The sequence below is a fragment of the Streptomyces sp. NPDC054834 genome, from assembly GCF_053611185.1.
Window position 1 is genome coordinate 160,250 of sequence record NZ_JBSGZV010000015.1, and the last position, 17,668, is coordinate 177,917.

The 17,668-nt window shown below is 71.2% G+C and carries 19 protein-coding genes and 1 pseudogene; 13 read left to right on the forward strand and 7 right to left on the reverse strand.

Annotated elements, in window-relative coordinates; translation table 11 throughout:
• Positions 1-53: 53 nt before the first annotated feature.
• Together ACWGJM_RS21840 and ACWGJM_RS21845 are read left to right on the forward strand one after the other, a co-directional pair.
• Positions 54-770, forward strand: coding sequence for an SDR family oxidoreductase (locus ACWGJM_RS21840; protein WP_453413335.1), 717 nt, complete (start codon positions 54-56; stop codon positions 768-770).
• 58 nt (positions 771-828) lie between these two features.
• Entirely contained in the window at positions 829-1,791 is a 963-nt protein-coding gene (locus ACWGJM_RS21845) for a ribose-phosphate diphosphokinase (RefSeq protein WP_453413336.1), read from the forward strand.
• A gap of 6 nt (positions 1,792-1,797) precedes the next feature.
• Here ACWGJM_RS21845 and ACWGJM_RS21850 read toward each other — a convergent pair whose 3' ends face one another.
• Together ACWGJM_RS21850 and ACWGJM_RS21855 are read right to left on the reverse strand one after the other, a co-directional pair.
• Positions 1,798-2,178 (reverse strand): anti-sigma factor antagonist, encoded by a 381-nt coding sequence (locus tag ACWGJM_RS21850; RefSeq protein WP_453413337.1) that lies wholly within the window; start codon positions 2,176-2,178, stop codon positions 1,798-1,800.
• A 155-nt stretch (positions 2,179-2,333) separates the two neighbouring features.
• Positions 2,334-2,762, reverse strand: coding sequence for a MarR family winged helix-turn-helix transcriptional regulator (locus ACWGJM_RS21855; protein ID WP_453413338.1), 429 nt, complete (start codon positions 2,760-2,762; stop codon positions 2,334-2,336).
• A 104-nt stretch (positions 2,763-2,866) separates the two neighbouring features.
• Between ACWGJM_RS21855 and ACWGJM_RS21860 the strand changes: the two genes are divergently transcribed.
• Together ACWGJM_RS21860 and ACWGJM_RS21865 are read left to right on the forward strand one after the other, a co-directional pair.
• Positions 2,867-4,324, forward strand: coding sequence for an aldehyde dehydrogenase family protein (locus ACWGJM_RS21860; protein ID WP_453413339.1), 1,458 nt, complete (start codon positions 2,867-2,869; stop codon positions 4,322-4,324).
• 37 nt (positions 4,325-4,361) lie between these two features.
• Positions 4,362-5,468, forward strand: a complete 1,107-nt coding sequence (locus ACWGJM_RS21865; RefSeq protein ID WP_453413340.1) for an NAD(P)-dependent alcohol dehydrogenase — start codon at positions 4,362-4,364, stop codon at positions 5,466-5,468.
• A gap of 34 nt (positions 5,469-5,502) precedes the next feature.
• On the opposite strand, the gene ACWGJM_RS21870 is transcribed toward ACWGJM_RS21865, so the two are convergent.
• Positions 5,503-6,453 (reverse strand): NADP-dependent oxidoreductase, encoded by a 951-nt coding sequence (locus ACWGJM_RS21870; protein ID WP_453413341.1) that lies wholly within the window; start codon positions 6,451-6,453, stop codon positions 5,503-5,505.
• Positions 6,454-6,524: 71 nt separating this feature from the next.
• Between ACWGJM_RS21870 and ACWGJM_RS21875 the strand changes: the two genes are divergently transcribed.
• Complete coding sequence (locus tag ACWGJM_RS21875) at positions 6,525-7,481, forward strand: GlxA family transcriptional regulator (protein WP_453413342.1); 957 nt, start codon at positions 6,525-6,527, stop codon at positions 7,479-7,481.
• A gap of 61 nt (positions 7,482-7,542) precedes the next feature.
• A complete protein-coding gene (locus tag ACWGJM_RS21880) occupies positions 7,543-8,337 on the forward strand; it encodes a hypothetical protein (RefSeq protein ID WP_453413394.1) in 795 nt (264 codons plus the stop codon).
• A 4-nt stretch (positions 8,338-8,341) separates the two neighbouring features.
• Here ACWGJM_RS21880 and ACWGJM_RS21885 read toward each other — a convergent pair whose 3' ends face one another.
• A complete protein-coding gene (locus ACWGJM_RS21885; protein ID WP_453413343.1) occupies positions 8,342-8,905 on the reverse strand; it encodes a TetR/AcrR family transcriptional regulator in 564 nt (187 codons plus the stop codon).
• Positions 8,902-9,264, reverse strand: a complete 363-nt coding sequence (locus tag ACWGJM_RS21890) for a DUF1304 domain-containing protein (RefSeq protein ID WP_453413344.1) — start codon at positions 9,262-9,264, stop codon at positions 8,902-8,904. Before ACWGJM_RS21890 ends, ACWGJM_RS21885 begins: the two co-directional genes overlap by 4 nt.
• 236 nt (positions 9,265-9,500) lie before the next feature.
• On the opposite strand from ACWGJM_RS21890, the gene ACWGJM_RS21895 reads away from it, so the two are divergent.
• Genes ACWGJM_RS21895 through ACWGJM_RS21915 form a run of 5 tightly spaced genes read left to right on the forward strand, consistent with a single transcriptional unit; the run spans position 9,501 to position 13,872 of the window.
• Positions 9,501-11,258 carry an ATP-binding protein gene (locus ACWGJM_RS21895; protein ID WP_453413345.1) on the forward strand — a complete coding sequence of 586 codons (1,758 nt, stop codon included), beginning with the start codon at positions 9,501-9,503 and terminating at the stop codon, positions 11,256-11,258.
• 5 nt (positions 11,259-11,263) lie between these two features.
• A complete protein-coding gene (locus ACWGJM_RS21900; RefSeq protein WP_307623753.1) occupies positions 11,264-11,674 on the forward strand; it encodes a roadblock/LC7 domain-containing protein in 411 nt (136 codons plus the stop codon).
• On the forward strand, positions 11,671-12,042 hold the full coding sequence (locus tag ACWGJM_RS21905; protein WP_453413346.1) for a DUF742 domain-containing protein: 372 nt from the start codon (positions 11,671-11,673) through the stop codon (positions 12,040-12,042). Before ACWGJM_RS21900 ends, ACWGJM_RS21905 begins: the two co-directional genes overlap by 4 nt.
• On the forward strand, positions 12,023-12,628 hold the full coding sequence (locus ACWGJM_RS21910) for a GTP-binding protein (RefSeq protein WP_453413347.1): 606 nt from the start codon (positions 12,023-12,025) through the stop codon (positions 12,626-12,628). The genes ACWGJM_RS21905 and ACWGJM_RS21910 overlap by 20 nt, the downstream gene beginning before the upstream one ends.
• Positions 12,625-13,872, forward strand: a complete 1,248-nt coding sequence (locus ACWGJM_RS21915) for a cytochrome P450 (RefSeq protein WP_453413348.1) — start codon at positions 12,625-12,627, stop codon at positions 13,870-13,872. The genes ACWGJM_RS21910 and ACWGJM_RS21915 overlap by 4 nt, the downstream gene beginning before the upstream one ends.
• 228 nt (positions 13,873-14,100) lie before the next feature.
• On the opposite strand, the gene ACWGJM_RS21920 is transcribed toward ACWGJM_RS21915, so the two are convergent.
• Positions 14,101-15,831 carry a hypothetical protein gene (locus ACWGJM_RS21920; RefSeq protein ID WP_453413349.1) on the reverse strand — a complete coding sequence of 577 codons (1,731 nt, stop codon included), beginning with the start codon at positions 15,829-15,831 and terminating at the stop codon, positions 14,101-14,103.
• 556 nt (positions 15,832-16,387) lie between these two features.
• Here ACWGJM_RS21920 and ACWGJM_RS21925 point away from each other — a divergent pair.
• Together ACWGJM_RS21925 and ACWGJM_RS21930 are read left to right on the forward strand one after the other, a co-directional pair.
• Complete coding sequence (locus ACWGJM_RS21925) at positions 16,388-16,852, forward strand: pyridoxamine 5'-phosphate oxidase family protein (protein WP_453413350.1); 465 nt, start codon at positions 16,388-16,390, stop codon at positions 16,850-16,852.
• Between the two features lie 58 nt (positions 16,853-16,910).
• Positions 16,911-17,304, forward strand: a pseudogene (locus ACWGJM_RS21930) (VOC family protein).
• Between the two features lie 41 nt (positions 17,305-17,345).
• Here ACWGJM_RS21930 and ACWGJM_RS21935 read toward each other — a convergent pair.
• Complete coding sequence (locus ACWGJM_RS21935; protein ID WP_453413351.1) at positions 17,346-17,645, reverse strand: DUF4235 domain-containing protein; 300 nt, start codon at positions 17,643-17,645, stop codon at positions 17,346-17,348.
• Between the last annotated feature and the right edge of the window lie 23 nt (positions 17,646-17,668).

Sequence of the window (17,668 nt, forward strand, 5' to 3'; positions counted from 1 at the left end):
CTGGTACAGGGTGTCCCTGGCAGGACGGCCGCGGTCGCGGAACCGTGGCTCGTATGAACGATCGCACAGCACTCGTGACCGGTGCCAACAAGGGCATCGGCAAGCACATCGCCCGCCTGCTGGTGGCCGAGGGCTTCTCCGTGTACGTGGCCTCCCGGGACGCCGGGCGCGGACGGCGGGCCGTCGAGGAGATCGGCGCGGGCGCCCGACCGCTGGCCCTGGACGTCACGGACGCCGGCAGCGTCGCGCGGGCCGCCGCCGAGGTCGGCCACCTGGACGTGCTGGTCAACAACGCGGGCATCAACGTCAGTCTCGACCCGCCCTCCGGGACCGGCATCGAGGACTTCCGGCGGACGTACGAGACGAACGTCCTCGGTGTCGTGGCCGTCACGAACGCCTTCCTGCCCGCCCTGCGGCGCTCCCCGCACCCCCGTGTCGTCAACGTCTCCAGCGGCCCCGCCTCGTTCACCTGGAGCACCGGCCCCAACCCGCAGTTCGCTCCGGGCCGGCCGGGCTCCGGCGCCTACCGCTCCGCCAAGGCGGCACTCAACATGCTCACCCTGCTGTACGCCCAGGAACTCGCCGGGGACGGCGTCAAGGTCAACGCCCTCGCCCCCGGGCGGCGGGCCACCGACCTCGTCCCGGGGGTGGCCGCCGCGGGCGGCGATCCGGCCGAGGGCGCGCGCGGGGCCGTACGGCTGGCGCTGCTGCCGGACGACGGTCCGAGCGGCGGTTTCTTCTCGTGGGACGGAACACTCGTGCCGTGGTGAGGCGGGCTGGGTCAGTAGCATGAGCCGCGGCCCGTAATGATCATGCGAGGAGCGGATCGTGCGAGACATCTCCGTTTTCAGTGGAAGTGCCCATCCCGACCTGGCGAAGGAGGTCTGCGCCCACCTCGGTGTGCCGCTCAGCCCGACCCGCGTCAGCCGGTTCGCCAACGACTGTCTCGAGGTGCAGCTCCAGGCCAACTGCCGGGAGCGGGACGTCTTCCTCATTCAGCCGCTGGTCAGGCCGGTGCAGGAGCACCTCGTCGAACTGCTGCTGATGTGCGACGCGGCGCGCGGCGCGTCCGCCGCGCGCATCACGGTCGTCATGCCGCACTACTCCTACGCCCGCTCCGACAAGAAGGACGCCCCGCGGATCTCCCTCGGGGGCCGCCTGGTCGCCGACCTGATGGTGGCGGCCGGCGCGAGCCGGGTGCTCGCCATGACGCTGCACGCCCCCCAGGTGCACGGCTTCTTCTCGGTCCCGGTGGACCACCTGCACGCCCTGCGTGAACTGGCCGCGCACTTCCGGCGGTACGACCTGACGCGCACCACCGTCGTCTCGCCCGACCTGGGCAACGCCAAGGAGGCCGCCGCCTTCGCCCGGCTGATCGGCGCGCAGGTGGCCGCCGGCGCCAAACAGCGGTTCGCCGACGACCGGGTGAGCATCAGCTCGGTCATCGGTGACGTGGCCGGACGGGATGTCATCGTGCTGGACGACGAGATCGCCAAGGGCAGTACTGTGCTGGAACTCCTGGACCGGCTACGGGAGTTGGGGCCGCGCTCGATCCGGGTGGCGTGCACGCACGGGCTGTTCGCGGCGGGCGCCCTGAAACGGCTCACCGAGCAGCCGGACGTACTGGAGATCGTGTGCACCAACACCGTGCCGGTCCCCCAGAACGGACACGGTGAGTACACGGCCAAGCTGCGCGTCCTGTCCATCGCCCCGGCGCTCGCCGAGGCCGTGCGCCGTATCCACAACGGTGAGTCCGTCAGCGCCCTGTTCGACGAGCCGAGAAGCGAGTAGCCGGGGTCACAGCGTGCCGGACGTGGCCTCGGGCTGACCCAGGGCCTCGTCCAGCGTCGGGCGCGGCGGCAGCAGCCGCGCCATCCCCGTGACCTTCAGGACGCGCAGGGTCAGCGGGTGGGTGCACACCAGGTGCAGCTGCCCGTCGCGTTCCAGCACCCGGCTGCGGGCCCGGTGCAGCAGACGCAGGCCCGAGCAGTCGAAGAACTCGATGTGCCCGAGGTCGATCACGATCCGGGCGCCGGGCCGGTCCGTCACCCGGTCCAGGTACGGAGCGATCTCCGTGGCCGCCGCGATGTCGATCTCGCCGCGGAACTCCAGCACCGTGTGCCCGCGGTCCTGGTGGATGCGCAGGTGCCGGGTGAGTGGTGCGGGTCCCTGGTGCATGCCGACGTCACCTCCCACCCGTGCCGGGTCATCTGTTCCCCGCCCAGCAAGTTACCCTCGATAGAGGGAATTTGAGCATGTTCGATTGACATATGTCTTCGACTTTGGCGCGCGTCTTCCTGTGGTGTGCGCGACAGGGTGACGAAGCGTCAGGGCTACGACAGCGCCTGCCAGGCCTTGGAGAGCGCCTGACGGAACTGTTCCTCCTGGTGGGCGGTGAGCTCGGCGACCATCCGTTCCTCCAGCTCCCGCACCGGATCCGCGAATCCGGCGAGCAGCTCGCGCCCGGCGTCGGTGAGCAGGATCAGCAGCTCGCGCCGGTTGCGCGGATTGCGCTCCCGCCGCACGAGCCCCCGGCTCTCCAGGGACCGGACGAGGTCGGCCATGGACTGCGCGGTGACGAACGAGTCGCGCGCCAGCTGTGCCGCCGACAGCCCGTCGTGCCGTTCGAGGACGGTGAGGGCCGTGTACTGAAGGGCCGTGATCCCCGCGGGCTTGACCAGCTCGTCCAGACGTGCGCGCACCACGAGCTCCACCTGCTTGACCATGTAGAGCAATGACGGGCGTATGCGTGTACCGACCATGCGTGAACCCTAGACCATTGACAGGAATCCTGTCTGTAATGAGACTGCGGACCAACAGGAATCCTGATTGTTGAAATCTTGGCGATCTACGCTGGGGAGTGGCAATGACGACCACCATCGACTCCGGTCCCAGGCAGCTGTTCATCGGCGGACAGTGGTGCGAGGCCGCCGACGGAGCCCGTACGGACGTGATCGACCCGTCCACCGGGCAGGTGGTCACCACCGTGCCGGAGGCGGGCGCCGCCGACGTCGACGCCGCCGTCCGTGCCGCCCGCGAGGCCTTCGACGGCGGCGAGTGGTCCGGACTGAGCGGCCGCGAGCGCGGCCGGATCCTGCACCGGGTCGCCGAACTGATCCGCGAGAACGCCGACGAACTCGCCGCCCTGGAGAGCCTCGACGTCGGCAAGCCGATCACGCTGTGCGGCGCGGTCGACATCACCAACGCCGCCAACGACTACGAGTACTTCGCCGCCCTCGCCCACTCCCTGGACGGCGCCACCCGCGACACCCCCCTCAACGCCCTCGCCTACACCCGGCGCGAACCCCTCGGCGTCGTCGCCGCCATCACCCCCTTCAACTTCCCGCTGATCCTGGCCGGTTCGAAGATCGGCCCGGCCCTCGCGGCCGGCAACACGGTCGTCCACAAGCCCGCCGACGAGACCCCGCTCAGCGCCCTCTACATGGCAGGTCTGCTACAGAAGGCCGGCGTCCCGGACGGCGTGGTCAACGTCGTCACCGGCACCGGCCCGGTGGCCGGCGAGGCCCTGCTGCGCCACGCGGGTGTCGACAAGATCGCCTTCACCGGCTCCAGTGCCGTCGGCCGGCACGTGGCCGGCGCCGCCGGCGAGGCCCTCAAGCCGGTCACCATGGAACTCGGCGGCAACGCCGCCCACGTCGTCTTCGAGGACGCCGACCTGGAGAAGGCGGTCGGCGCGATCATCAAGGGCTTCGTCTTCAACACCGGGCAGTTCTGCATGGGCGGTCCCCGGCTGCTGGTGGCACGCCCGGTGTACAGCACCCTGCTCGGCATCCTCGCCGAGGCCGTGCCCGGAGTGCCGGTCGGCGACCCGCGCGACCCGGCCACCGTCGTCGGCCCGATGACGGGGGAGAAGCACCTGAGGAAGGTGGAGGAGTACGTCGCCCTGGCCCGCGAGGAAGGCGGCCGCATCGTCTGCGGCGGCGAGCGGCTCGACCTCGACGGCGGCTACTACTACAGGCCCACCGTCATCGCGGACCTGCCCAACGACTCCCGGGTGATCCAGGACGAGATCTTCGGCCCGGTCCTGACCGTGCAGCCCTTCGACACCGAGGACGAGGCCGTCGCCCTCGCCAACTCCACCCCGTACGGCCTGGCCGCGGGCGTGCAGACCTCCCACCTGGCCCGCGCCCACCGCATCGCCGGCCGCCTCCAGGCGGGCATCGTGTGGATCAACGACTGGGCGATGCTCGACCCCGCGGTGCCCTTCGGCGGGGTCAAGGACTCCGGTTTCGGCCGCGAGTACGGCCCCGAGGCCCTCGCCGCCTACACCAAGGTCAAGTCCGTCGTCGTCTCGCTCGACTGAGGGCCCCCACACCGTCGAACCGAAAGGAGTGCACGCGATGTCCATCACCACACGCGCCGCCGTGGTCGAGTCCGGGGGAGCGCCCTTCACGCTCTCCGAGGTCGTGCTCGACGAGCCGGGACCGCACGAGGCGGTGGTCCGCATGGTGGCGGCCGGCCTGTGCCACACGGATCTGGGCGTGGCGAGCGGCGGACTGCCCTTCCCCCTGCCCGGAGTACTCGGGCACGAGGGGGCGGGCGTCGTCGAGGCCGTCGGCTCCGCGGTCACCGGTGTCGCGCCCGGTGACCACGTCCTGCTGTCCTTCACCTCCTGCGGCGAGTGCCGCAACTGTCACGGCGGGCACCCCGCGTACTGCGCGACCTGGCTGCCGCTGAACCTCATCGGGGGCCGCCGGGCCGACGGCAGCGGCACCATCAGCCGGGACGGCGAGCCGCTCGGCGGCCACTTCTTCGGCCAGTCCTCGTTCGCCGAACGGGCCCTGGTGGACGAGCGCAGCCTGGTGAAGGTCGACCAGGACCTGCCGCTGGCGTCCCTCGCCCCGCTGGGCTGCGGCGTGCAGACCGGTGTCGGTGCCGTCTGGAACGTACTGCGGCCGGCCGCCGGGGACACCGTCGTCGTCCTCGGCGCCGGAGCCGTCGGCCTGTCCGCCGTGATGGCCGCCGCCCTCACCCCGGCCACCACGATCATCGCCGTCGACCGGGTCGCCGAGCGGCTCCAGCAGGCCCTCGAACTCGGCGCCACGCACACCGTCGACGCGGGGGAGGAGGACCTCGCCGCGGCACTCGCCGACATCACCGGCGGCCAGGGCGCCGACGGCGTCGTCGAGACCACCGGCAACGCCGGCGTCCTGCGCCAGGGAGTCGACGCGCTCGCCGCCCGCGGCACCCTGGTCATCGTCGGCGCCCCGCCGTTCGGCACCGAGGTCGCCCTGGACGTCAACGGAATGCTCGGCGGCAAGCGGGTCGCAGGCCTGACCCTCGGCGACAGCGAGACCCAGGCCTTCATCCCCGCCCTGGTCCGGCTGGTACGGGACGGACGGCTCCCGCTGCACCGCCTGATCAGCACCTATCCGTTCACGGACATCGAGCAGGCGGTGCAGGACATGAAGGCGGGCAAGGTCATCAAGCCCGTACTCACCTTCTGACCCGGCCGGTCCTTCCGACCGGAACGACCGGCGGTCAGCCGGCCAGCAGCACCAGTTTCCCCGTGGTCCGGCCGGTGTCGCCGAGCGCGTGCGCCTCGGCGGCAGCGGCCAGCGGGAAGGTCCCGGCGATCGTGGCGCGCAGCTTCCCCTCCTCCACCAGCTCCGCGATCGCCTTCATGCCGCTGCGCGAGGCGTCGACGAGCATCCGGACCGCCCGTACGCCGAGCCGCTCGGCCTCCTGGCCGAAGTCGTCGGAGCCGACCGGCAGGATCGACACCACGACCCCGCCGGGGCGCAGCACGCGCAGCGAACGCGTCGAGTAGTCGCCGCCGATCGTGTCCAGCACCACATCGACGTCCTTCACGGCCTCGGCGAAATCTGTCTCCCGGTAGTCGATCGCCTCGTCCACGCCGATGGAGCGCAGGAACTCGTGCTTGCCCGCGCTCGCGGTGCCGATCACGTACGCACCGCGTGCCTTGGCGATCTGCACGGCCACATGGCCGACGCCGCCGGCCGCCGCGTGGATCAGCACCCGCTGGCCGGGCCGCACGTCCGCCGTCTCGACCAGTGCCTGCCAGGCGGTGAGGGAGACCAGCGGCAGGGCACCCGCCTGGGTGTGGTCCACGGAGGCCGGCTTGTGCGCGAAGGCGCGGGCCGGGCCGGTGACGTACTCGGCGTGCGAGCCGTGGCCGAACGGATAGGGCAGCATGCCGAAGACCTCGTCGCCGGGCGCGAAGGCGGCTACGCCGATGCCGACCGCCTCGACCACGCCGGAGACGTCCCAGCCCAGCACGAAGGGCGGCTGGCCCAGGAAACCGCCGGTGGCCCGGTGCTTCCAGTCGGTCGGGTTCACCCCGGCGGCACGCACCCGCACCAGCACCTCGTTCGGCCGCGGCGCGGGCCGCGCCAGCTCCACTTCCTTGAGGACCTCGGGCCCGCCGAGGACGTCCTGACTGATCGCACGCATCGTGTTCACATCGCTCATGGTGAACCAGCCTGCCCGGCTCCGCCCGCCCGGGAAATGGCATGATGGCCAACATCCGATAGGATCGTGCCATGCGTGGTGAGCGGAGCAAGGAACGGGTCGTGGTCCTGGCCCTCGACGGCGTCTACCCCTTCGAGCTGGGCATTCCCAGCCGGATCCTGGGCGCGGCCGACGGCTGGTACGAGGTGCTGACCTGCACGGTCGACGGCGGACCGGTCCGCACCAACGCGGACTTCTCGGTCACCGTCGAGCACGGCCCCGAGATCCTGGACACCGCCGACACCGTGATCCTCACGGCCATCCCGTCGACGCACATCCCGGACGAACTGCCCGACGCGGTCACCGCCGCGCTCGCCCGGATCCCGGAGCGCGCACGCGTGGTCTCCATCTGCACCGGCGCCTTCGTGCTCGCCGCCGCCGGGCTGCTCGACGGGCGCCGGGCCACCACGCACTGGCAGGTCGCCGACAGCTTCCGCCGACTCTTCCCGCGCGTCACCCTCGACCCGGACGTGCTCTTCGTCGAGGACGGCCGGTTCCTCACCTCGGCGGGCGCCGCCTCCGGCGTCGACATCTGCCTGCACCTCGTGCGCTCCGACCACGGCAGCGAACTCGCCAACACCGTCGCCCGGCGCTGTGTGGTCCCGCCCTTCCGGGACGGCGGCCAGGCCCAGTACATCGAGCAGCCGGTCCCCGACTCCGGTGCGGCGAGCACGGCCGCCACCCGCGCCTGGGCCCTGGAACGCCTCGGCGAACCCCTCGCCCTCGCCGATCTGGCCGACCACGCCCGGATGAGCCTGCGCACCTTCGCCCGCCGCTTCGGCGACGAGGTGGGCCTCAGCCCCGGCCGCTGGCTGATCCAGCAGCGCGTGGTCCGGGCCCGGCACCTGCTGGAGTCCAGCGACCTGTCCGTGGACCAGATCGCGGGCGAGGTCGGCTTCGCCACCGGCGCCTCCCTGCGTCAGCATCTGCACGCGGCGATCGGGGTGTCACCGCAGGCGTACCGGCGGACGTTCCAGACGGCCCGCTGAACGTTTCCGCACGCCGTGGCGTCGCAGGAGCGGAAAAAGGAGCCAGGGAATGGGGGCGGCGATGCGCGGAGGGCTCGTGGCGGTGGCGGTACTGACGGCCGCGACGGCGGTCGCGTGCGGTCATGGTGGGGAGGACGTCGTGGTCGGGGGCACGCCTCCGGCGACGCCCTACAGCGGTCCGCTGAACGCCGTCGACGCGCTCGAGTGCGACGGGAAGGTCTTCGACCGTGCCAGGGGCGACGGCTGGAGCAAGGGCGACGGCGGGGGCACGCCCGAGGAGGGCCTGAAGGCGTACTTCGACATCTACGTTCCCGAAGTCCCCCGCTCCGGCTACCGCGTCGAGCGCGAGGAGGCCGACCGCGTCCTGTACTCCTACGACGTCGGCGGCCGGACCAAGGTGGCCGTCGTGGTCGCCAAGGACCGGAAGAACCGGCCCGGCTGGGGCCCGGACACCAGCGCTTCCTGCGACCCCGCCGAACTCCCGGCGCCCGTCACGGATTCCTGGCAGTTCGAGATCTGGACGGACCGGACCGGCAAGCGGGTACCGGTCACGAAGGTCCACAGCTCCGCCGGCGCGGAACACTGCGACTGGCAGAGCGCCCACTTCCTGGCACTCGGCCGGGGGCCGGGCGCCGCCCTGTACGTCCGGGACCCCGACGGGCTGTTCGAGGCCGGCGCCCTGCTCTCCGCCCCCTACGACGGGGATGTCCGGCTGCCCGCCGACGCCCATGACACCGGATACCGCTACCACGACCGGCAGTTGTGGCTCACGGACGACAAGGCGAAGGCGTACGTCCGCACGTCCCGCGGCGTGGAGGCCTGGCCGCTCGCGAAGAACGGGCTGGCCTGCCAGTGAGCCGTCACCGGCTGCGGTGCAGGGCCACCAGCAACTGCCAGACCTGGTCGGCGACTTCCTCCGGGCTCGCCTCCAGCAGCCCGTGCAGCCAGTCGGCGAGGACGCCGGCGAAGGTCGCGGCCACGGCCGAGGCGACGAGCGGGGCGTCGGCCGCGCCCGCCCGTTCGCGCTCGGCCAGGCTGCGGGCCCTGAGGTCCCGGTGCAGGACGTGCCCGAGCGGTCCGCCGCCGCCCGGGGTGAGCAGCGTGCGGTAGAGGGAGGCGTGCGGGGCGAGGCCCGCGAAGAACGCCGGCAGGGCCGGCGGGGCGTGCACCGGGTCGGGCCGGCCGCGCCAGGCGTGCAAGGCCTCGACCGCCTCCCGTACGACGTCCGCGCAGGCGTCGACGGCCAGCGCCTCCAGACCGTCGTAGTGCACGTAGAACGTGGCCCGGCCCACCCCGGCCCTGCGTACCAGCGCCGCCACGCCGACCTCCGCCAGCGGCCGCTCGGCGCACTCCGCCAGCAGGGCCGCGCGCAGCCGCGCCCGGGTGCGGGCGGCCCGCGGGTCCTCGGGCGCGGGCCGGGTCACCGGGCGGCCAGCACGGCGGCCAGGGCGAGCGCGCCGGGCAGTGCCTGGGCGAACAGGATGCGCCGATTGGCCGTGGCCGCCCCGAACACGCCGGCGACGACCACGCAGCACAGGAAGAACACCTGCGCGCCGGAGCCCGTCGGGTCGGCGGCGACCAGCCCCCACACCAGACCGGCCGCGAGGAAGCCGTTGTAAAGGCCCTGGTTCGCGGCCATGGGCGCGGTCGCCCGGGCCATCTCGGCGTCGAAGCCGTGCAGCGCCCGGCCCGGTTTCTTCTGCCACAGGAACATCTCCAGCACCAGGATGTACGCGTGCAGGGCCGCCACCAGGCCGACCAGTGTTCTCGCCACGATGTCCACGACCAGTGGGCTCCTTCATCTCTGCTGCGACAAGTGCTGGACAGGTGTCCACGATAGCTGGACACCTGTCCAGGAATCCACCTCGCTCCTTCCTGTCGGAGAGTGACTGAACCCTCACTTCCGCGCGACCGTCAGGTTGATCCTTTCGGCTTCAAACCCGATAAGCTCCCATCCGGCACTGCGAGTTGATGTGCACACCCCCCTGTTCGAACCGTGTTCCCTTTCGAAGGATGCAGATGGAACTCGCCACTCCGCCACCGGCGGCGCGGGCCCCTGTCGCCTGGTACAGCTGGTGGCTGATGCCTCTGGCCTCAGGAGGTGGAACGGTAGCCGCCACCTTCATGAGCTCGGAGCGCGTCACCGCCGCCGTCGCCGGTGCCGCCGCGACCGTCGCCGGCTCCGTGTGCGTACGGCTGCTGATCCGCTCCCAGCGGCAACTGCGCCGCGCTGAGGGCGACTTCCGCACCTCGCAGGCCGAGCACTCCTTGCAGTGGCAGCAGCATGTCGCCGGTCTGGAACGGAAGTTCAGCGCCGAGCGCGCCTCCCTGGAGGCACAGCTGACCGAGCAGTCCGCCGGGTACGACGCGCGCCTCGCCGAGCAGCAGACCGCCTACGACACCCAACTGACCGAGCAGGCACGGGCGTACGAGCAGCGGATCGCCGACGCGGCCAGGTCCTACGAGGCCCAGCTCGCCGACCGGGCCGAGGCGTGGCAGGAGGAACTCGCCCACCAGCGGGACGCGATCGCCCGACTCGCCGAGGAGCAGCTGCCCGAGGCGCTGATGCGGCTGCGGGCCGGTGACGCCGTCGACGACCTGCTGCCCACGGCGAACCAGTGCGCGAAGGTAGACGCCGAACTCCAGGCCGACCTGCGCCGGATCCTGCGGACCTCGCTGATCGGTGTCGAGGAGGAGTTCAACCGCTCCACCTCCGCCGAGCAGGCCGTCATCAGCATCGGCAACCGTATCCACATCCTGACCAGCAAACTCCGTGGCCGGCTGCACGAGATGCAGGGCGAGCACGGGCGGCTGCCCGCCGTGGCCCGGGGCCTGATGGAACTCGACCAGGAGCTCGGCCCGGCGGACTCGCTCGCCGCCAGCATCGGCGTGCTCGGCGGCTCGGACCGGCCTGGACGGCAGTGGCAGGAGCCGCAGCGACTGCTCAGCGTGGTCCGCGGCGGCATCGGCCGGATCAAGGACTTCCACCGGGTCGAGGTGCGCCATCTGCCCGAACTCGGCGTCGACGGCGGTCTGGTGGACCACCTCACGCTGGTCTTCGCCCACCTCCTGGACAACGCCGCCCGCTACTCGCCGCCCACCGAGCCGGTCGTCGTCTCCGGCAAGGAGGTGCCGAACGGCGTCGGCATCGAGATCCAGGACTCCGGCAAGGGGCTGAGCGAGGAGAAGAAGCGCGAGGCCGAGCAGTCCCTCGCGGGCACCGCGGCCGGTCCCGGCCTCGGCGGCATCTCGGAGGACGCCAACCTCGGCCTGCGCGTGGTCGGCACCCTCGCCCGCCGCTACGGCATCCGGGTCACCTTCGCCGACTCGCCCTGGCTCGGCACCTCGGTGGTCGTCGTGGTCCCGCACAAGTACTTCAGCCCCCTCGCCGCGCCCGTCCCGACCGCGGCGCCGGCGCCCGTCCAGGCATCCACCGCCGCCCCGGCCCTCGCGACCGCGCCGGACACCTCGGCCGCTCCGGCCGACCCCGCCGACGCGGTGGACACCACGCCCGGCGGCCTGCCCCGGCGCCGCAGCAGGCGCCGCGAGCCGGAGGAACGACACCGGGCCGAGCCCCCCTCGCGGCCCGAGCGGTCCTCCGTCACCGCCGTCCCTCCGGACGCGTCCTTCGCGGGCCTGGCAGCCTTCGCCACGGCGGGCCGCGAACCCGGTGAAGCCGAATCCGCGCGGCAACTCCCGGAGGCCGACACACCGAACACCACACGCGAGCCCGCCGGACGCGAGTCCACCGAGCACCGCAACGAAGAGAGCGACTAGTCCACATGACGCAACAGGGAACCGACGTGAGCTGGGCGCTCCGCGATCTGGTGGAGAGCATCCCGGAGATCCGCTTCGCCCTGGTGGCCTCCAGCGACGGCAAGGCCATCACCTCCTTTGGCGCCGAAGACCCCGACGACGTGGACCGCTTCGCGGCCGTGGTGGCCGGCCTCCAGGCCCTGGCCCAGCCCGTCGCCGAGCAGTTCCCCACCTACGCGGGACAGCTGCGGCTCGCGATGATCGAGGTCGACGGCGGTCATCTGTTCGTCGTACGCGCGGGTGTCGAGACGTATCTCGGCGTACTCGCCCGCGAAGGCCTCGACCAGGGCCTGCTCGGACACCAGATGAGGGACCTGGCCCGCCGGATGGGTGAGCTCCTCGGCACCACTCCGCGCCTGGAGGAGCACTCTGGATGAGTGCTCCCCGCCGGCCCACGGACCCGTCCGGTCTCGAGCGCTACTACGTCCTCACCGGGGGGCGCAGCGGACCGGGCGGGTCGGCGTCGAGCCTCGACGTGGCGACCCTCGTCGTCTCCCGCACCGGCCCCTCGCCGGGCATGCAGCACGAGCACGAGGAGATACTCCGGCGCTGCCGTGATCCGCTGTCGGTCGCCGAACTCGGCGCCCATCTCGGACTGCCCTTCAACATTCTCGCGGTGCTGCTGGCGGATCTGCTGGACGCAGGCCGTATTGAAGCCCGTGATCCCATCCCGGCGCATCACGCCGGACGCGGGCCCGACCTCGCGCTCCTCCAGGAGGTACTCAGTGGACTTGAAAGGCTTTGACCGTCCCGGCCGGCCCGCCGCCGGGGGCACCCGCTCGGTCAAGGTGATGATCGCCGGAGGGTTCGGCACCGGCAAGACCACCATGGTCCGCTCCGTCAGCGACATCAAGCCGCTCACCACCGAGGAGACCCTCACCCAGGCCAGCGTCGACGACGACCACCTCATCGGGGTCGCCGACAAGGCGGAGACAACGGTCAGCCTCGACTTCGGCAAGATCAGCCTCAACGACAGCCTGATGCTGTACCTGTTCGGCACCCCCGGCCAGGAACGGTTCTGGTTCCTGTGGAACGGCCTGTTCAAAGGGGCGCTCGGCGCGGTGGTCCTGGTGGACACCCGCCGGCTGGCCTCCAGCTTCAGGGCGATCGAGGAGATGGAACGGCAGAGCGTCCCATTCGTCATCGCGCTGAACATGTTCCCCGACTCCAGGGAACACCCCGTGGAGGAGATCCGGGATGCCCTGGACATCTCCCCGGACATCCCGGTCGTGGCGTGCGACGCCCGTGACCGGGCCGCCAGCCGGGACGTACTGATCGCCCTGATACGTCATTTGCAGGAACGCTCCGCGGTCGCACTGGAGCCCCGATGAACGACCGGAACCTCGACAGTCCCGACGCCCCCCGCGGCTGCCCGGTCGCCCACGGTTCGGCCGAACCGGCCCGGTTGTACGGGCCCGAGGCGGCCACCGACCCGCTCGGCATCTACGAGCGGCTGCGCAAGGAACACGGCCCCGTCGCGCCGGTGCTGCTGGAGGGCGACATCCCCGCCTGGCTGGTGCTGGGCTACCGGGACAGCCGACGGGTGCTCGACAATCCCCGCCAGTTCGCCCGGGACGCACGGAACTGGCGGGACTGGCGGGAGGGCCGGATCGCGGAGAACTCTCCGCTGGTTCCGATGCTCGGCTGGCGCCCCGACTGTGTGTCCCAGGACGGCGAGGCGCACCGCAGGCTGCGCGGCGCCGTCAACGATGTGCTGCAGGATGCTGCCGGCCGCGGCATCCGGCGCCACGCCACGCACTTCGCCAACAAGCAGATCGACGGGTTCGCGGACAACGGCCGCGCCGACCTGGTGGCGGACTACGCCGACTATGTGCCGATGCTCGTGATGACCCGCATTCTGGGGCTCGCCGAGGCGGAGGGGCGCCGGCTGGTCGAGTCCTGCGCCCAGGTGCTCAAGGGCGGCGAGGACGCCGTGGTGCACGATGGCATGATCAGGGAGATCTTGGGTGAACTCGCCGAGCGCAGGCGGTCCGAACCCGGCTCCGACCTCGCCACCGGCCTGCTGAGGCATCACGCGGCTCTCGACCACGACGAGGTCGTCCACCACCTGCGCGTGGTGCTGATCGCCGCACACGTCACGACCAACCTGCTGGCCCGGGTGCTGGAGCTGGTCCTGACCGACGCCTCCCGGCTCTCCGGGCTGATCAGCGGTCAGCTGAACATCTCGGCGGTGGTGGAGGAGGCCATGTGGAACTCTCCGCCGCTGGCCGTCCTGCCGGGGCGCTTCGCCGCCAGCGATGTCGAACTGGGCGGGCACCGCATCGAGGAGGGCGACCTGCTCGTTCTCGGTCTCGCCCCGGGGAACCTCGACCCCGAGGTCCGGCCCGACCCGGGTGTCTCGGTGCAGGGCAACCAGGCGCACCTGGCGTTCGGCGCGGGCCCGCACGAGTGCCCCGGGCAGAGCATCGGGCAGTCCATGATCGAGATTGCGGTGGACGTCCTGCTGCACCGGCTGCCGGGCCTGCGGCTGGCCGTGCCGGCGGATGAGCTCACCACGACCGCCTCCACCTGGGATTCCCGGCTGGACAGGCTGCCGGTCGAGTTCCCGGTGTGAGCACGCTGCTGCCCGGTCGGCAACCCGACCGGGCAGCGCCGCTGCCCTACTCGGCCGGCAGGTCGTCCACGAGCCTTGTCCGGCCGGTTCCGCGGCCGACGGGCTTTCCTTCGCCGCCGCGTAGCGGCCCGAGACCAGCGTCCATTCGTGGTTGCCGTTGATCCAGTGCTGGACGGCCTCCACACGCATCCGCACCCGGTCTCGCTCGGCGGACGGCGACTCGAGGCGTCAGCCGTCGAGCCAGTCGCCTGTGACGCCCGTGGGACGGTATCCTGTGGCGTTCCAGAGGAAATGCGGGTGGGCGCAGCCGAACATGTAGGCGAGCAGTGCGGTGTCCTCCCTCCCGGTTCGGGGGTCGTACATGGTGTGGAAGTACTCACATCCGACTGCGCCGGCGTCCTGCTGGATCTGGCGAGCGCGGTCCGGGGACGGCTCGGCCATGGATGCCTCCACGGCGGCGATGTAGGTGCGGCGCAGGATCTCCCATGTCCGGTCGGTATTGCCGCGCCAGGGACCGTGCAGTGCTTCGAAGGCGTGGAGCTCGGCGTCGAAGAGGGGCCAGGTCCGGGGGAACTGGGCTCGGCAGCGTGCGGACAGCTCAGCGGTCAGGGTGCTCAGGGCCGGCGCGGTGGGCCGCGGGCTGATGGCGAGGGTGGTGCCGTGGGTGAGGATGCCGGTGCACGCGTCGGGCTGAAGGTCACACAGCGGGCACGCCTCGGCCGGGGGAAGGCCCTGGGTGATGCCGTCGAACCACAGGGCATGGCGGCCCGTGAGCCCCATCCAGACGATGGTGCTGGGCATCAGCCAGGTGTTCCACATCGAGGAGTGCGCTTCGGGCGTGCAGCCGTACTTGATGAGGGCGATGGTGCAGGCGGCATAGAGGGCCTTGGTGTGGGTGGGTATGTCGGCGAGCCAGAAATTGCTGATTTCGCCGGTCAGGGCGTCGACTCGTACGTCGGCCATGTCGTCGACGACGCGGCACAGCAGCAGGGAGGCGAGGTGTTCCTCCTGCCAGAGTTCGGTGTCGGGCGAGACGTGCCAGAACAGGCAGTCCAGCATCTGCAGGGCCGAGTAGGTGCTCTGGCTGAGCGGGTTGGTCTGGGGGAGCGTGACGTTGCCGGCGTGGTGCTGCTGGAGCCAGTACTCGTCGGCGGATCGCTTGTGGGCTGCGTAGAGTCCGCAGACCAGGGCCCGTGCGCTGTTGGTGCTGAAACTCTCGGCCAGGCGGCCTTCGACGAGCTGGGTGACGCGCGCGCTGTCGATGGTGTCGATCACCCGTTTGTATTCGTGGAAGACGAGGATGTCGTCTTCGAAGCGGTGGCGCAGGCCCAGGTCTCGCTCGAGGTCGTTCATCACCCGGACCACGGACCAGCCACCGGTCAGGACACTGTCGAGTTCCTCGCGGTACGGCCAGGTCTTCACCGTGAGGGGATGACCGGCGCTCTGCCGCCAACTGTAGTCACCCAGCGTGCGTGCGGGGGGCGTGGGCAGCAGACGGCACAGCGGGCAGGCGCAGGCGGCCGTCTGCTCCTCCTCGCGCGGCGGGGCGAGCGCCCGGCTCCGCCAGGCCCCTTCCAGCATCACGCAGGTCAGTCGGCAGACTTCGATGTCGGTGCTGACTTGGGGGAAGGCCGCCTCGATCGTGCGCAGGCTGGTGTCGAGCCGCCTCAACCTGGCGTAGCCCTCCTCGTCGGGCGGGAGGAACGCGCGCTGCGCCAGTTGGAGGGCTCCCTCCACATGCAGCGTGGTGCTGGAGTGGGGGGATATGAGTGCGTCCAGCCGCCGCTGAGCAGCGTTCTGGCAGCTTCGGTACTGCTCCGTGCTCCCCTTGATGCGTTCCACCAAGAGGCGGGCCAGGGCGTTCCCCGCCTCCGTGGGCTGGAGCTGGGCGCTCGGCTGCGCCGGGAGCAAACTGTCGGCGGACGCCTTCGGAACAGCACCTACGACTCGAGATTTCACACCGGTCTCCTTCAAGCTGTGGTCCTGGCAACGGAATCGATCGCTGTGCCTGCCGCTACGGCCCCGCCGAGCAGCCGGACTCAGGCGACCGGCTCCGGCTCCTGCTGCGAACGACCGCGACGGGCACGACTGCTGCGCTGAGGGCCGAGGAAGTGGAGCGGCATCGCCGCCTCAGCTGTGTTGATCTGGAAGCACTCGCGGCCCGTCAGAGGTAGCGCGTCCCAGGCCCATGTCCCGGATCCACCGCAGATGGCGCGACCGCGCACATTCCAGGTGTTCGCTCACGGGGGTCGAAGGGCAGGCCGAACCTGACGTCCTCAGGCATAGATGTCCTTCCGGGATACGGAACGCAGAGCCCCCCGCCCCTGCGAACGGGCGGCCCGATCGGCCGCCCGCGCACTGAACTCCGCTTCCTGGCCGGAAAGTTGCGCCGAGAAGCGTTACGAGACTGCCCAGAGCGTAAATGATCTACACAGTGACCCGGCCGTGATATGAGTTACTGCCCACACCTCATGAGTCGCGTACACTCCCACAACTCCCGAGGAGCACAAGGCACATGACTCCACAACCCGCCCGCAGCGCCGAGCAGCGCAAGCAGGACACCCTCCACAGGCTCGAGCACGACGTGGACGCGTGGGTCGCCACCGCCGGCGCCGACGGAGGAGCGCCGTACCTCGTGCCGCTGTCCTTCCTCTGGGACGGGGCGGCCCTGCTCGTCGCCACCCCGGCCGCGAGCCCCACCGGCCGCAATCTCGCGGCCACCGGCACGACACGGGTGGGCATCGGGCCCACCCGGGACGTCGTCATGATCGAGGGGACCGTCGAGACCCTGGAGTCCGCCGAGTTGTCCGAGGCAGAGGCCGAACTCTTCGCCGCCAGAACCGGTTTCGACCCGCGCGGGCTCAAGACCCGCTACCTGTACTTCCGGATCCGGCCGCAGCGGGTGCAGGCCTGGCGCGAGGCCGACGAACTGGACGGGCGGGACCTGATGCGCGACGGGAAGTGGCTGGTGGCCGACTGAATCCGCGGGGCGGGGATATCCGCAGGGGAGGGTCCCTCTCAACCCCACGGAGGAAGCAATGACACTGGTGAAAGCGGGCGTTGTGGTGCTCGACTGCGCCGAGCCCGAGAAACTCGCCGCGTTCTACAAGGAGTTGCTGGAGGGCGAGGAGACGGCCGCCTCCGCCAACCTGGTGGAGATCAGGGGGGGCCGACGGGGCCCGGCTGGCGTTCCGCCGGGACGTGAACGCGACCCCGCCGAGCTGGCCGCGCCCCGAGAACTCCCTCCAGCTCCACCTGGACTTCGTGGTGGAGGACCTCGACGAGGCCGAGCGCAGGGTGGTCGGGCTCGGCGGCCGGCCCATCGACACCAAGGACGCGGCCGGGCCGTACGAGGAACGCGGCTACGCCGACCCGGCCGGACACTCCTTCACCCTGCGCCTGGTGCCTCCCACCGCCCCCAAACAGGGCTGAGGACCTGTGTGAGCGTCAGGCACCGGTTCGGCCCCGGCGGGTCAGTCCCGGCCGCCCTTCTCGGACGTCGGCCACACACCCGTCGAGCGTTCGATGGCCTTGGCCCCGGTGCGGTCCACGGCGCTGCGCACCACCGCGAAGATGGCGCCCTGGACCGCCGCGGCCAGCAGGATCTCGCCCCAGCCGCGGTCCTCGTCCAGCGCGTCGGGCGCGTCGTCCTCGTGCCGGATGGCCTTCCACGCCTGGCGGAAGGCCATACCGGCCAGCGCTCCGCCCGCCCAGCTCAGTACGAAGCCGACGGGCTGGTAGGCGAGGGGCAGCTTCTTCTTCTTGTTGGCCACGTCTGACACTCCTTCGTTGCGAT

Coding starts and splice junctions, on each gene's coding strand:
- ACWGJM_RS21840 (WP_453413335.1), top strand. CDS start 54: ATGAACGATCGCACAGCACTCGTGACCGGTGCCAACAAGGGCATCGGC.
- ACWGJM_RS21850 (WP_453413337.1), bottom strand. CDS start 2,178: ATGCACCAGGGACCCGCACCACTCACCCGGCACCTGCGCATCCACCAG.
- ACWGJM_RS21855 (WP_453413338.1), bottom strand. CDS start 2,762: ATGGTCGGTACACGCATACGCCCGTCATTGCTCTACATGGTCAAGCAG.
- ACWGJM_RS21860 (WP_453413339.1), top strand. CDS start 2,867: ATGACGACCACCATCGACTCCGGTCCCAGGCAGCTGTTCATCGGCGGA.
- ACWGJM_RS21865 (WP_453413340.1), top strand. CDS start 4,362: ATGTCCATCACCACACGCGCCGCCGTGGTCGAGTCCGGGGGAGCGCCC.
- ACWGJM_RS21870 (WP_453413341.1), bottom strand. CDS start 6,453: ATGAGCGATGTGAACACGATGCGTGCGATCAGTCAGGACGTCCTCGGC.
- ACWGJM_RS21875 (WP_453413342.1), top strand. CDS start 6,525: ATGCGTGGTGAGCGGAGCAAGGAACGGGTCGTGGTCCTGGCCCTCGAC.
- ACWGJM_RS21880 (WP_453413394.1), top strand. CDS start 7,543: ATGCGCGGAGGGCTCGTGGCGGTGGCGGTACTGACGGCCGCGACGGCG.
- ACWGJM_RS21895 (WP_453413345.1), top strand. CDS start 9,501: ATGGAACTCGCCACTCCGCCACCGGCGGCGCGGGCCCCTGTCGCCTGG.
- ACWGJM_RS21900 (WP_307623753.1), top strand. CDS start 11,264: ATGACGCAACAGGGAACCGACGTGAGCTGGGCGCTCCGCGATCTGGTG.
- ACWGJM_RS21905 (WP_453413346.1), top strand. CDS start 11,671: ATGAGTGCTCCCCGCCGGCCCACGGACCCGTCCGGTCTCGAGCGCTAC.
- ACWGJM_RS21915 (WP_453413348.1), top strand. CDS start 12,625: ATGAACGACCGGAACCTCGACAGTCCCGACGCCCCCCGCGGCTGCCCG.
- ACWGJM_RS21925 (WP_453413350.1), top strand. CDS start 16,388: ATGACTCCACAACCCGCCCGCAGCGCCGAGCAGCGCAAGCAGGACACC.